The sequence below is a fragment of the Streptomyces poriticola genome (assembly GCF_036689765.1).
Lineage (GTDB): Bacteria > Actinomycetota > Actinomycetes > Streptomycetales > Streptomycetaceae > Streptomyces > Streptomyces poriticola.
On the sequence record NZ_JBAGKH010000006.1, the window covers coordinates 247474 to 260120 of the forward strand.

13 protein-coding genes are annotated in these 12647 nt (G+C 72.4%); 5 read left to right on the top strand and 8 right to left on the bottom strand.

Going from position 1 to position 12647, the window contains the following annotated elements; translation table 11 throughout:
- Nucleotides 1-21: 21 nt before the first annotated feature.
- Nucleotides 22-1242, bottom strand: coding sequence for a cytochrome P450 (locus V5O46_RS12970; RefSeq protein WP_332884711.1), 1221 nt, complete (start codon nucleotides 1240-1242; stop codon nucleotides 22-24).
- A 113-nt stretch (nucleotides 1243-1355) separates the two neighbouring features.
- Nucleotides 1356-2501 carry a GlxA family transcriptional regulator gene (locus V5O46_RS12975; protein WP_332884712.1) on the bottom strand — a complete coding sequence of 382 codons (1146 nt, stop codon included), beginning with the start codon at nucleotides 2499-2501 and terminating at the stop codon, nucleotides 1356-1358.
- A gap of 139 nt (nucleotides 2502-2640) precedes the next feature.
- Between V5O46_RS12975 and V5O46_RS12980 the strand changes: the two genes are divergently transcribed.
- The 5 genes from V5O46_RS12980 to V5O46_RS13000 all read left to right on the top strand — a co-directional run bounded on the left by V5O46_RS12980 (nucleotide 2641) and on the right by V5O46_RS13000 (nucleotide 6019).
- Nucleotides 2641-3342 (top strand): hypothetical protein, encoded by a 702-nt coding sequence (locus V5O46_RS12980; protein WP_332884713.1) that lies wholly within the window; start codon nucleotides 2641-2643, stop codon nucleotides 3340-3342.
- Nucleotides 3343-3500: 158 nt separating this feature from the next.
- Complete coding sequence (locus V5O46_RS12985) at nucleotides 3501-4160, top strand: hypothetical protein (RefSeq protein ID WP_332884714.1); 660 nt, start codon at nucleotides 3501-3503, stop codon at nucleotides 4158-4160.
- A gap of 5 nt (nucleotides 4161-4165) precedes the next feature.
- Complete coding sequence (locus V5O46_RS12990; protein ID WP_332884715.1) at nucleotides 4166-4624, top strand: SgcJ/EcaC family oxidoreductase; 459 nt, start codon at nucleotides 4166-4168, stop codon at nucleotides 4622-4624.
- Complete coding sequence (locus V5O46_RS12995; protein ID WP_332884716.1) at nucleotides 4621-5025, top strand: VOC family protein; 405 nt, start codon at nucleotides 4621-4623, stop codon at nucleotides 5023-5025. The genes V5O46_RS12990 and V5O46_RS12995 overlap by 4 nt, the downstream gene beginning before the upstream one ends.
- Before the next feature lie 244 nt (nucleotides 5026-5269).
- On the top strand, nucleotides 5270-6019 hold the full coding sequence (locus tag V5O46_RS13000) for an alpha/beta fold hydrolase (RefSeq protein ID WP_332884717.1): 750 nt from the start codon (nucleotides 5270-5272) through the stop codon (nucleotides 6017-6019).
- A gap of 156 nt (nucleotides 6020-6175) precedes the next feature.
- Here the strand turns inward: V5O46_RS13000 and V5O46_RS13005 are convergent, their stop codons facing one another.
- From V5O46_RS13005 to V5O46_RS13030, 6 genes are all read right to left on the bottom strand, one after another.
- Nucleotides 6176-6841, bottom strand: a complete 666-nt coding sequence (locus V5O46_RS13005; protein ID WP_332884718.1) for a response regulator transcription factor — start codon at nucleotides 6839-6841, stop codon at nucleotides 6176-6178.
- Nucleotides 6838-8187 carry a sensor histidine kinase gene (locus V5O46_RS13010; RefSeq protein ID WP_408648976.1) on the bottom strand — a complete coding sequence of 450 codons (1350 nt, stop codon included), beginning with the start codon at nucleotides 8185-8187 and terminating at the stop codon, nucleotides 6838-6840. The genes V5O46_RS13005 and V5O46_RS13010 overlap by 4 nt, the downstream gene beginning before the upstream one ends.
- A 171-nt stretch (nucleotides 8188-8358) precedes the next feature.
- Complete coding sequence (locus tag V5O46_RS13015; protein WP_332884719.1) at nucleotides 8359-9042, bottom strand: response regulator transcription factor; 684 nt, start codon at nucleotides 9040-9042, stop codon at nucleotides 8359-8361.
- Nucleotides 9039-10391, bottom strand: coding sequence for a sensor histidine kinase (locus tag V5O46_RS13020; protein WP_332884720.1), 1353 nt, complete (start codon nucleotides 10389-10391; stop codon nucleotides 9039-9041). Before V5O46_RS13020 ends, V5O46_RS13015 begins: the two co-directional genes overlap by 4 nt.
- A complete protein-coding gene (locus V5O46_RS13025) occupies nucleotides 10391-11593 on the bottom strand; it encodes an acyltransferase family protein (protein ID WP_332884721.1) in 1203 nt (400 codons plus the stop codon). Before V5O46_RS13025 ends, V5O46_RS13020 begins: the two co-directional genes overlap by 1 nt.
- A gap of 40 nt (nucleotides 11594-11633) precedes the next feature.
- On the bottom strand, nucleotides 11634-12641 hold the full coding sequence (locus V5O46_RS13030) for an alpha/beta hydrolase (protein WP_332884722.1): 1008 nt from the start codon (nucleotides 12639-12641) through the stop codon (nucleotides 11634-11636).
- Nucleotides 12642-12647 lie beyond the last annotated feature (6 nt).

The following is a 12647-nucleotide window of genomic DNA, read 5'->3' on the forward strand; positions in this document are numbered from 1 at the left end:
TCTCGTGACGGACGGACCCGGCTAGACCTCCACGGCCAGCCCCTTCAGCCCCCGGATGACGAAGTTGGCCTTGCGCTCCGGCTCGGCGGCGAGCCGGAGCGCGGGCGCGCGCTCCAGCAGCGCCGTCATCGACGCGGCCAGTTCGATCCGGGCCAGGGGTGCGCCGATGCAGTAGTGGATGCCGGCGCTGAAGGAGATGTGCGGGTTGTCGGCGCGGGTGAGGTCGAGCCGGCCCGGGGCGGTGAAGACGTCCGGGTCGTGGTTGGCCGACCCGAACAGCATGGCGATCTCCGCGCCGCGCGGGATCACCGTCCCGTCGATCTCGATCTCGTCCAGCACCCACCGCTCGAAGAGCTGCAGCGGGGTGTCGTAACGCATCAGCTCCTCCACGGCGGACGGGACGAGGGAGTGGTCGGCGCGCAGGGCCGCCAGCTGGTCCGGGTTGCGGAACAGCGCCCACCAGCCGTTGACCGTGGCGTTCACGGTCGCCTCGTGACCGGCGTTCAGGAGGAGCACACAGGTCGAGATCATCTCCTGCTCGGTGAGCCGGTCGTCGTCCTCGTCGTGCGCCGCGATCAGCCCGGAGATCAGGTCGTCGCCGGGCTCCTTGCGCCGCTGGGCGATCAGTCCGCGCAGGTAGTCGGAGAACTCGACCGAGGCCCGCACCGCCCGCGCGGCCGTCTCCTCGCCCGGGTTCAGCTCGTACATCCCGCAGATCTCCGCCGACCAGGGCCGCAGCGGCCCCCGGTCGGCCTCCGGGATCCCCAGCATCTCGGCGATCACCGCGACGGGGAGCGGCTCGGCGACGTCGGCCAGCAGATCACCGCCGCCGGCGGCGGCCAGCCGACCCACCAGGTCGTAGGCCAGGCTCTGCACGTACGGCTGCAACCGCTCCACCGTCCGCGGTGTGAACGCCTTCGACACCAGCCGCCGGATGCGGGTGTGGTCCGGCGGCTCCAGATCGAGCATGCCGTGGTCGTTGAGGGTGTGGAACGGCTCGTGCTCCGGCGGGGGCGGGGTCCGGCCGAAGTCGTCGTGCGTGTAGCGGTGCAGGTAGGTCCGCCCCAGCCGCCGGTCCCGCAACAGCGCCGAGACGTCCGCGTGGTGCGGGACCAGCCACTGGTCGCTCGGCTCGTAGTAGAGCACCCGCCCCCGGGCACGAAGCTCGGCGTAGGCCGGGTAGGGGTCGGCGACGAAGCCGGGGTCCCAGGGGTCGAACGGGAGGTCGGATACAGCCGTCATGAACGGACGATAGGTCCTCGATCGGGCCGGTGCCCAGAGGCCGGGGCACCCGGCCGCGCGGAACAGGGGATTCTCCGAGGTGAGAGCCCGGAAGAAGGCCAGGGGCAGACCGGTCACTGTCCGGTGAGGGTGTCCGGTCTCCCGGAACTACTCGTATCTGCGGGGCGGTGCCGTGTGGCCGGTTCGAGCGGGCGGGGTGCCTGGAGTGCGTGGGGCGATGTCGTCATGGTCGTCGCCGGGGCCGTAAGGGGCGGGGGTCCGGTGGTGAAGTGGGTTCCCGGGCCGAAGCGTTGCCGGTAGGCGGACGGGGTGAGTCCCGTCTCGCGGCGCAGCAGGGTGCGGAGGTTGGCCGGTGTTCCGAGTCCGCTGTGGCGGGCGACGGCGTCGATGCGGGTGTCCCCGCGCTCCAGGAGCCGGCGGGCGAGGGTGACGCGCTGCGCGGTCAGCCATGCGAGGGGCGTGGTACCCAGCTGGGTGCGGAAGCGCCGGTGCAGGGTGGTAGTGCTCACGGCCGCCTCGGCTGCGAGGTCCGCGACGGTGAGGGGGGCGTCGAGCCGCTCCTGGGCCCAGGCCAGCAGGGGGGCCAGGGATTCGTCGGGCAGGTCGGGCATGGGGCGCTCGATGAACTGCTTCTGACCGCCGTCGCGGTGGGCCGGGAAGACCAGGCGGCGGCTGATGGTGTTGGCGGTCTCCGCGCCGTGGTCGCGGCGGATGATGTGCAGGCCGAGATCGAGTGCGGCGGCGCTCCCCGCAGAGGTGAGGATGCTGCCGTCGTCGACGAAGAGGACCTCGGGTTCGACGCGGACGGCGGGGTAGTGGGAGCGCAGGAGTTCCGCGCACTGCCAGTGCGTGGTGGCCCGGCGCCCGTCGAGCACGCCGGCCTCCGCCAGGGCGAACGCACCGGTGCAGAAGGAGACCAGCCGGGCGCCCCGCCGGTGGGCGCGGCGTATGACGTCCAGTACCGCGGGATGGCGGGGGCGGTCGACGTCCGGCCTGCTCGGGACGACCAGGGTGTCGGCGGCGTCGGCGGCGTCGAGGCCGGCTGTTTCGGTGAGGGTGAAGAAGCGGCCGCGCATGGCCGTGCGGTCGCCCGGCGTGCAGAGCGCGAACTCGTAGAGATCACGACCCAGTTCGGGCCGCGGCAGACCGAAGAGCTCGGTGGCGCAGCCCAGTTCGAACGGGTTGGTGTTCTCGTCCACGAGGACCGCCACACGGTGCGGGCGGAGCCCCGCGGGGCCGTGGAAGGATTCTTGCGGCATGTGCATGTTCTAGCACTCACGGTCGAGAGTGGCGGCGCCCCAGAATGATCGTCGAGCCGGCGTCTCGCCGCCACCGCGCGTGCTTGCGACGCCCGGCCTCCCTCTTCAACCGTCCGACCCGGAAGGGAAACACGCACGCATGCCATCGATTCGACGAGCATCGATCCTGGCGGGGATCGCGGTGGGGACCGCGGCGGGAATGCTGGGGCTGACCGCGTCACCGGCCGCAGCGGCCAAGAACCGTACCCTGACGCTGGACGCCAGTGACCCGCTGGCGGCCAAGGCCCTGCAGATCTGCTACGACGCGCACGAGATCGGGCCGGCGATACCCTGGCAGGACATCGACTGCAAGATCGGCTACGCCCCGACCGCGTACCAGGCCGCGCCCGGGCCGGAACACCCGGTGGGCGACCGCGTGCTCAACTACGCGTCCACGACGGTCACCCACACTCTGGCCTGGTCGGACACGGTCACCAGCTCGGACAGCTTCGAGGTGAGCTCCTCGGTGAAGTCCGCCATCTGGGGCGCGGCAGAGGTCGCGGTGACCGCCAAGTACACCAAGACCTGGACGCGGTCGAGCACCGTCTCGCAGACGAACAGCCTGCCGGTCCCGGCCTGCAACGTCGGCTGGTTCAGCAGAGCCGCGGAGATGGGCACCGCCACCGGGGACCTGCGGCTCGATTTCGCGTCGGACACCAAGATCCGGAGCGGCACCAAGAAGAGATACCGGCACGTCGTCATCAAGAACAGCACCTTCAGTGCACCCACCGGGCAGAACGACTTGCTCATCGCCCGCTCCCGCACGATGACGGCCGACGAACGCACCGCCTGCGCCTCCTGACGCCCGCCCGCCCGCACCGCACAGGGGCCCGGTCCCGTCCGGGGTGTCCCCGGCTCCGGATGCGGGGCGGGCGGCAAGTCCCCCCGCCCCGTTCCGCCACCGGACCGGGGTGCCGAACGCCTGCGGATCCCGCCGCGACTCCACGGAGAGCACCGTCCATGACCTCGACAACCGCGGCCTCCGGGCCGCCACCGGCACGGGCCAGATGCGGCACCCCGGCCGCCGCCACCGTTCTGATCGACGACCGGGCACTCGGAGAGTTCCTGAACGCCGCGGTCGCGGAGTACCGCCTCATCACCGCCGATACACCCCTGCCCTGTTTCGCGCTCCTCCTGGGCCGGGCGGAGGCGACGGCGTTCCACGTGCGGCGCGTCGCCTTCGGCCGCAACGCCCGTACCAGCGACCCGGCAGCACGGCAGGAGTTCTCCGAGACGATCGTGCCCCGGTTCGGGCCGGCCTACGAGAACGAGCACCGCGGCTGGTGGATGGACTCCGCCGACCTCCTCAAGGCGGCCCACGAGGCCGAAGAGGCCGGCCTGGACCTGCTCGGCTCCATCCACATGCACCCGGACTGGCACCGCATAGGACCGCCGTCAGCACGCGGTCAGGTACTCAGCGAGCGCCCCACCCCCATGGACCGCCACCTCTTCGGCCGGGCGGGCTGGCCCCTCAACCTGATCTGCTATCTGGAACGCCGGCGCGGCGTCTTCTACCACGCGCTTGCGGCCTGGACACCCTCCCTGCCGGACGTGTCCGAGGGCGGCGGCTGCACCGAACTCGACCTGCGCGTCCGCACGAGCACCCTGCAGGGAACGTGACAGGCGTGCACGAGCCCGACGCCACGGCGCATGCCGACGTCCGGGAGGACATCCTGGCGATCCGCGCCCTGTGGGACGCGATGGCCCGAGGCTGGGCGGAAGGCGACGCGGCGCGGTTCGCCAGGAGCTTCGCGGAGGACTGCGACTTCACGACGGTACGAGGCGACAAGCCGGCCGGACGGCCCGGCATCGAAGCCGGACACGCGATCCTCTTCCACGGGCCGTACGCGGGAACCGCGCTCGAAACCGACGTCAGGGCCATCCGCTTCCTGCGCCTCGACCTCGCCACGGTCGACGCGGAATCGACCATCGGCGCACCCGGCGGCGTGGTGCTGGCCCGCACCCACGCCCTGGCGGTCGTGGAACGGACGGCGACACGACCATGGCTGATCAGGGCATTCCACAACATGATCCCCGCCGCACCGGGCAGCGGGCACCACCCCGACCCCAGGAGTCCACGGTGACCGAACCCACCCCCCGACCGAAGCTGCGCCATCTCGCCATCGTGGCCCGCGCACCCGAAGAACTCGCCGAGTTCTACTGCTCCGTCTTCGCGATGGAACTCTTCCACCGTGATCCGGACGGCAGCTGCTTCCTCTCCGACGGGTACCTGACCCTGGCCCTGATCAAGCACCGGCTGGACGGCGAGACCCCCGTCGGGATGAACCACTTCGGCTTCCACGTCGAGAACACGGCCGACGTGTCCGCCGCGCTGGTCGCGGCAGGCACCCCGGAGCCGGCGGAGCGCGCCACCGACCGCCCCTACGCCGAGTACCGGGCGATCGACCCGGAGGGCAACTGGTTCGACCTCTCAGCCCACGGCTTCGGCGGCCCGCGCGCACCCACTGGTCCTCCACAGGCATGACCAGGGGGTTGATGGGTCCCGGTGGGGGAGTCGAGGAGACCCGTGTCCAGCTTGGACACCGGACCTCCCATGTACATCAACGAGGCATCGGCTCCGGCGAGGCCGTCCTGATCGACGGGGATGACCCGCACGGTTGCGTTGCCCTTCAGTACGTGTGGTGCGAGCTCGGCACGGGTCATCGCGGCGTCATCGGCCGGGCGGCCTCATAGGCGAAGACCGCGCCGTTGTCTCACCGTGCGCCGCTATGCTCGCCTCCGTGGGCGAGATCGTGGTGGTGCGCGACGGCTCCGGGCCGGAGATCCTGCTGGTGCACGGCGGTGCCGGCCCGCGGACGACGTGGGGCGCTCTCGCGCCGCTGGCCGACAGGTGGACGCTGGCATACGTCCACCGCCGCGGCTATCCGCCGAGTCCACCACCGCAGCAGCGCCAGGACTTCGAGGTGGACGCCCGGGACCTGGCGCCCTTGCTCGCCGGCCGCCCGCACGTCGTCGCCCACTCCTACGGCGTCCTCGGGACATTGATCGCGGCCGCTGCCGCGCCGGGCAGCGTGCGCTCGCTCACGTTGATAGAGCCGCCGCTCAACTACCTCGTCCCCGACGACCCCGAGGTGGCGAGGCTCGAGCGCATCGGCGATGCGGCCCTCACTCACGGAATGGACATGGACCCGGCCGAACTGCGCGAGTTCCTCCGTGTGGCGGGCGCGCCCATCGGTGACGGCCCGCTCCCCGCGGGCGTGGTCGCCGGCGTTCGGCGGGCGCACGGTGGTCGTCCGACCAGCGAGGCGCGCCCACAACTCGAGGCGATCCGGGACGTCGGCGTCCCGGTGCTCGTCGCTTCCGGAGACCACTCGGCCGCGCTCGAGCGAATCTGCGACTCCCTCGCGGATGCGCTCGGAGGCAAGCGCAGCGTGCATCCGGGCGCCGGCCACTTCGTCGCCGCAGCACCGGGCTTCGCCGAACAGCTTGAGACCTTCCTGCACAAGAGCGTCAGGTGACGAGGTACTTCCAGGAGGTGAGTCGGGGGCGGCTGGGCTGAGCAACCGGGCGGACAGGCTGCCCGAGCGCTCGTAGCGGACGGTGAGCCTCCGGTGGCCGAACGGCCAGGCGACCGGCTGCTCGGATCTCGCCCTGGAACCGTGGAACTCGCTGGGTCACCGCGGTGTCACCAGGCGTGCCTCGTAGGCGAAGACGGCGGCCTGGGTGCGGTCGCGCAGGCCCAGTTTCACCAGGACTCTGCTCACGTGGGTCTTGATGGTCGACTCGGCCACCACCAGCCGCTCGGCTATCTCCACGTTGGACAGTCCCTGCGCGATCAGGACCAGGACCTCCGTCTCCCGCTCGGTCAGGTCGCCGTACGCCGCCTGGGCGGAGGACCTCAGCCGGGGTGGTTCCGACATCTTCGAGAACTCGGTGATCAGACGGCGGGTGACGGACGGGGCAAGCAGGGCCTCGCCGGCCGCGACCACCCGGACGCCGTCGGCCAGCTGGCGGGCCGAGGCGTCCTTGAGCAGGAAGCCCGACGCGCCCGCCCGCAGCGCCTGGTACACGTACTCGTCGAGGTCGAAGGTGGTGAGGACGAGGACCTTCGAGGCGCCGTCCGCCGCGACGATCTCACGCGTCGCCTCGATGCCGTTCAGCTCGGGCATACGGATGTCCATCAGGACCACGTCCGGGGCCAGCTCGCGGACCCTCGTCACCGCCTCCCGGCCGTTGACCGCCTCTCCGACGACCTCGATGTCCGGCATCGCGTTCAGCAGGACCGAGAAGCCCTCGCGCACCATCATCTGATCGTCGGCGACCAGTACCCGGATCGTCATGCGTCACCCTCGCTCGGGCCCGCCGTGACCGGCAGGAAGACCGCCACCTCGTAGCCTCCCTCGTCCGTGGGGCCGGTCGTCATCTCGCCGTTCAGCATGGTCACCCGCTCCCGCATGCCGGTGATGCCGTGTCCGGCACCGGGGGACGGCTTCACCAGGGACCCTTGCGGTATCGGGCCGTTCACCACGCGCAGACCCAGGCCGCCGAGGACGTAGGACACCTCGACGCGGGCGGTCGCGCCGGGCGCGTGCCGGAGGGTGTTGCTGAGCGCCTCCTGCACGATCCGGTACGCCGACAGCTCCACGCCCGGCGGCAGCTCGCGCACCGCGCCGGTCACCGCCTTGCCGACGGTCAGGCCCGCCTCGCGGACGTTGGCCAGCAGGGTGTCCAGGTCGGCGAGAGTGGGCTGGGGTGCGTCGGGCGCCTCGTAGTCCTCGGCGCGGACCACGCCCAGGACGCGGCGCAGTTCGGTGAGCGCCGCCACGGCGTTCTCCCGGATCGTGGCGAAGGCTCTCTCCAGCTCCTCCGGCGGGTTCTCCACCCGGTACGGCGCGGCCTCGGCCTGGATGGCGACCACCGACATGTGGTGGGCGACCACGTCGTGCAGCTCGCGGGCGATGGTGGTGCGCTCCTCCAGCAGGGTCCGCCGGGAGCGCTCGTGCGCGGTGACCGTCTGCTGGGCGGTGACCTCCTGCCGGGCCTGGCGCCGGATGTGCCAGACGGAGACGGCGAGGAGCGCGAGGGCGGAGAGGACCAGCATCGGCGCGGAGTTGGTGGAGTAGTGACCGCCGCTGAAGCCGGTCTCCGCGAGGAAGCCGTAGAGGGCGGTCACCGCCCACATCCAGGCGGCTGTGCGCGGGCGGGTGCGTATCGCCACGAACACCAGTACCGACAGATGGCAGATGAACGCGCCGGGCAGCCACGGCCAGTCGCTCCAGCTGCTGCCGAGCGCCGCCATCACCGGTGTCGCCGCCATCGACATCCAGAACGCACCGACCGGCCGGACCAGGGTGATCAGCACCGGGACCGCGCACACCAGCCCGGACAGCCAGGCCAGCGGGCCGTCGGAGGTACCACTGGCCACCGAGCCGCCCCACAGGGCCAGCAGCGCCGCCGCCGTCACCACCGCATGCGGGGCGTACGCCGCGTACTCGCGCAGCCGGCCGCGCAGCCTGCGGGTCAGCGGGCCGTCCGTGGCCGTCTTCGGCAGCGGGCGGTAGGCGAAGGCGTCCTGGAGGAGATCCTGGCGCAGGCCCTGCAGGGCGCCCAGGGACAGCCGGTACTCGGGGCTGCGTGGCGCCCCGCCGCCGGGGGGCATGGTCCGCGTCTGAGTCGTCTCGGTCACACGGGCAACGGTAGGCGGAGGCGGGGGGTGTGGTCGTCACCAGTGAGAGGGGTCCTCGGGGGTCCGTCTCAGGTACTACCGGTAGGGGGCGGGCCGCGGCGGGGGCAGGGTGTCCCGGCGAGGCCGGGGGGGGCGGGAGCCGGGCGCGCGAGCCGTACCTCCTCGCCGGGCTCAGTAGCCGGACGGTCGTACCAGGCCCGACTCGTAGGCGAACACCGCCGCCTGGGTCCGGTCCCGCAGGCCCAGCTTCACCAGGATTCTGCCCACGTGCGTCTTCACCGTCTGCTCGGCGACGACCAGCCGGTCGGCGATCTCCGCGTTCGACAGTCCCTGTGCGATCAGGGCGAGCACCTCCGTCTCCCGCTCGGTCAGGTCGCCGACGCGGTCCTTCAGCGGGGCGCGGGGGCGGTCACTCAGCCGGGAGAACTCGGTGATCAGCCGACGGGTCACGCCCGGGGCGAGCAGAGCGTCCCCGGCCGCCACCACCCTGACCGCCTCGGCGAGCTGGTCGGCGGAGGCGTCCTTCAGCAGAAACCCGGAGGCACCGGCGTGCAGCGCCTCGTACACGTACTCGTCGAGGTCGAAGGTGGTGAGCACCAGCACTCTGATGCCGGAGTCGGAGCCGACGATGCGGCGGGTCGCCTCGATGCCGCCCAGCTCCGGCATGCGGATGTCCATCAGGACGACGTCCGGGGCGAGTTCGGCAACCTTGGCGACGGCGTCGCGGCCGTCCACCGCCTGGCCGATCACCTCGATGTCGGGCTGGGTGTTGAGCAGCACGGTGAAGCCCTGCCGGACCATCTGCTGGTCGTCGGCGATCAGTACGCGGATCACACCTGAGCTGCCGCTTGTCATCTGCCGTCGTCCTCGGGGTAGTAACGGATGTTCGGGTCGTCGGGGGGCGGCTGGTCGGTGCCGTCGGCCGGCAGGAACGCGGAGACCTGGTAGCCGCCGTCGGGCAGGGAGTGCGCCGTCAGGGTGCCGCCGAGCATCGCCACCCGCTCGCGCATCCCGAGCAGTCCGTGCCCCGCTCCCTGCGACGGCGGCGGGATCCGCACCGGCGGGGAGTTGATGACCTCCACCCGCACCCCGGTCGGCAGGTGTGTGACATGGACCCAGGTCCGGGCGCCGGGTGCGTGCCGCAGTATGTTGCTCAGCGCCTCCTGCACGATCCGGTACGCCGACAGCTCCACGCCGGGGGGCAGTGGGCGGCGTGCTCCGCTGATCTCGGTGGTCACGGTGAGGCCCGCGGCCCGGGTGTTCTCCACCAGCGCGTCCAGCCGGTCCAGGGTGGGCTGCGGGGCGTGCGGGGCGGTGCCGGGGCCGGACTCGCCGGGCCTGTCGAGCGGCTCACCGGTCTCCGGGTGCTCGGAGCGCAGGACGCCCAGCACGCGGCGGAGTTCGGTCAGCGCCTCCAGCGCGTTCTGCCGGATGCCCGCCAGGTTCTCCTTCAGCTCGTCGGACGGGTTCTGGACGAGATGCGGGGCGACCTGCGCCTGGATGGAGATGACCGACATGTGGTGGGCGACCACGTCGTGCAGCTCGCGGGCGATGCGGCTGCGCTCCTCCAGCAGGGTGCGGCGGGCGCGCTCCTCGGCGGTGAGACTGGTTTGCTGCACCAGTTCCGCGCGGGCCTCCCGGCGACCGCGCAGGGCGATGCCGAGCAGGACTACGACGGCGAACAGGATGACGGCCACCAGTCCGGTGGGCTGGTAGTGCTGCGCGCCCAGCAGGCCCTGGAGGACGTAGGTGAGCAGCGCGCTCAGGGCCAGGGCCTCCACCGCCACACGGGTGCGGACCCGAAGCGCGAGCAACAGCAGGACGACCATGTGGGCGACGATCCCGGCCGGTGTCCAGGGCCAGGTGAACGTGTCCCCGTGAGGTTCCAACATGGCGCGAACTGCCACCGCTCCCACTGCTGTGGCCGCCGTCGACACCCACCAGGCCGGGACCGGCCGCCACAGTGCCAACGCCATCGCGGCGGCCTGGCCGAACCCGATCAGAAAAGCGAACTCGGGCTCCAGCCTGCCGTGGTCGCTCAGCTGTGCCGCGTCACCGAGCAGCACGCCGAAGGCGGCCAGGCACACCAGTCCGTGCGGCACCCAGCGCAGCCACAGCGAGGGCGGCAGCGGGTCGGCTCGGGCGGTCCACAGATCGTCGCGCAACACCCCCAGCCAGCGCGGAACCCCGCTCCCCCTGCTCATCACGCCCCCACCCTAGGCTCTGACGTGCGCTCTGCCCCGGTGCTGTCCTCTGCGCGATGCGACCGCACCACGTGAGAGCGACGACCACCGCCCCGCTCGGCGCCGTGGAAGGCCGCCCAGCATCCGGTCAGGGCCAGGGCGAACACCGGTATCCAGACCAGCCGGGCCGCGACCCAGCCCAGGCCGTCGGGGAGGGTGTGCAGGCCGGGCAGGCGGCCGGCGAGCAGACCGGTGGCCGTGGTCGCCAGCAGGGCTGTCTGGTGCCAGAGGAAGATCGTCATCGCGGAGAGGTTGGCCAGCGCCACCGTCGTCCAGGCGGCCGGTCTGCGCGTCGCCCGGCGCAGTGGTCCACGCAGCAGCAGGGCGAGGCCGCACTGGGCCAGGCCGAAGGTGACGGCGGCCAGCGTGGGTGGATCGAGGTTGGAGACCGGGGCGCCGGGAACGCCGACCATGGACGCCGGGTAGCCGGCGCAGGCGATCAGCGCCGCCGTGGCCACCGAACCGCCGATGAGCAGGGCCGTGCCGGGCCGGCGGCCCTCCAGCTCGCCACGGGTCCAGGCGGCGCCGAGCGAGTAGGGCACCAGCCAGCCCGCGGCCAGATTGACCCAGCCGAGCCAGGCCGGGCCGCCGAGGCCGAAGCGCAGCAGGTCGACATGGAGGACGACGACCAGTGGCCAGAGCGGATGCAGCCGCGTCAGCAGCGGGGTCGCGGCCGTCAGCACCGCGAACACCAGCAGGAACCACAGCGGTGACAGGGCCAGCCTGACCAGAGTGCGCACCGTGGTGAGATCGGCACCGGTCAGCAGCAGCGCCACCGACGCGACCGTCCACAGCGCGATGACGGCCGCGACCGGGCGCAACAGCCGGGACAGCCGGGCGGACAGCCAACTCCCGTACGAGGTGCCGCCGACGCGGGCGGAGGCATAGCCACGGGTGGCGAGGTGTCCGCCGACCAGGAAGAACACGGCGAGGGTCTGGAAGGCCCAGGATGCCGGGGCCAGCCAGGGCAGATGCTGCAGCGGGCTGGCCGTGTGCAGCGTGCCGCCGTCCGCGACCAGGGCCGTCACCAGCCAGTGGCCCAGGACGACACCGAGGATCGCGGCGGCGCGCAGGGCGTCGACAGCACGGTCCCGGTGGGCCGGGGTGGCCGCCTCTATTCGGGCGGCGGCGCGGGCGGCAGCCCACGTGGTGCTCGGTCGCACGCAGAACCAGGGAGCATGACGAACACGCCGGTCTCGGGCATCAGACACGAGGTACCTCCACACCCCGGCCCAGGACGATCCGGGTGAGGTTCGTCAGGGACGGGGAGCCGGGGTCGAAGTAGTCGCTGTGGCCGCCGTCGCCGGCGTCGAAGAGCCGGGCGCCGAACTCCGGGGAGAGCGGGTCGGTGCCGAAGCCGACGGTGGTACCGAACAGGCCGGCGCTGATGTGGGGGACGTGCTCCACCCAGTCGTCGGCGCCGCGGGCCGCCCAGAGACGGGCGTCCGTGCCCAGCGCGGCGGCCGTGTCGGCGCCGGTGCCGGGGCTGCCCAGCAGGACGATGTCGGCGACGTCGAGGCCGGACGCCGCTCGGGCACAGACGACGCTGCCGTAGGAATGGCACACCAGGGTGATGTGCGGGTCCGGAGCGGTGACGGACCGCAGGACGCGGACCAGTGCACGCAGGTGCGGGGCGGCGTGCTCGGCGCGGACCGTGGTGGTCACCGCGGTGCTCACCGTGCCGGGCGTCTCATAGCCCAGCCAGGCCACGACCGCGGTCCGCGAGCCTTCGGGTGCCTGGGTGGCGAGCTGCCGGTGGAGGGCGAGGGCCGCGGCGCGGAACCGGCCGTAGGTGTCCAGGCCAGTGTCGGAGCCGGGGACCAGGACGGCGATGCGGTCGGCGCGGGCGAGGTCGCCGAGAACCTCCGTGGCGCGGCCGGTGCCTCTGCCGTCGAAGGCCAGCAGGGACCGGTCCGGGTCGGCCAACGCGCGCACGGCGGCAGCTCGGTGGCGGTCGCCATGCTCGGCCGCCATACGGGACGCCTGGGCGGCGTTGGCCCGGTGGGCCGCGTAGGTCCCTTGCAGGGTCGCCGCCGTCACCGGGGCGAGCACGGCCGGGGCGGGGGCCGGAACCGTCGGTCGGGCGGCGGCGGAGAGCGGGAACACGACGGCGCCGGTGATGAGGACGGCGAGCAGGGTGCGGAGCCATCGTCCGGTCGGCCGACCGTGCTGCCGCCGCCGACGCCCTTGTCCAGCCGTCCCCCGCGCCATGTCGCT

What these genes read in the sequence shown, in the direction of transcription:
- V5O46_RS12970 (WP_332884711.1), bottom strand. Translation starts at nt 1,242, where the DNA reads ATGACGGCTGTATCCGACCTCCCGTTCGACCCCTGGGACCCCGGCTTC.
- V5O46_RS12975 (WP_332884712.1), bottom strand. Translation starts at nt 2,501, where the DNA reads ATGCCGCAAGAATCCTTCCACGGCCCCGCGGGGCTCCGCCCGCACCGT.
- V5O46_RS12980 (WP_332884713.1), top strand. Translation starts at nt 2,641, where the DNA reads ATGCCATCGATTCGACGAGCATCGATCCTGGCGGGGATCGCGGTGGGG.
- V5O46_RS12985 (WP_332884714.1), top strand. Translation starts at nt 3,501, where the DNA reads ATGACCTCGACAACCGCGGCCTCCGGGCCGCCACCGGCACGGGCCAGA.
- V5O46_RS13000 (WP_332884717.1), top strand. Translation starts at nt 5,270, where the DNA reads ATGCTCGCCTCCGTGGGCGAGATCGTGGTGGTGCGCGACGGCTCCGGG.
- V5O46_RS13005 (WP_332884718.1), bottom strand. Translation starts at nt 6,841, where the DNA reads ATGACGATCCGGGTACTGGTCGCCGACGATCAGATGATGGTGCGCGAG.
- V5O46_RS13015 (WP_332884719.1), bottom strand. Translation starts at nt 9,042, where the DNA reads ATGACAAGCGGCAGCTCAGGTGTGATCCGCGTACTGATCGCCGACGAC.
- V5O46_RS13020 (WP_332884720.1), bottom strand. Translation starts at nt 10,391, where the DNA reads ATGAGCAGGGGGAGCGGGGTTCCGCGCTGGCTGGGGGTGTTGCGCGAC.
- V5O46_RS13030 (WP_332884722.1), bottom strand. Translation starts at nt 12,641, where the DNA reads ATGGCGCGGGGGACGGCTGGACAAGGGCGTCGGCGGCGGCAGCACGGT.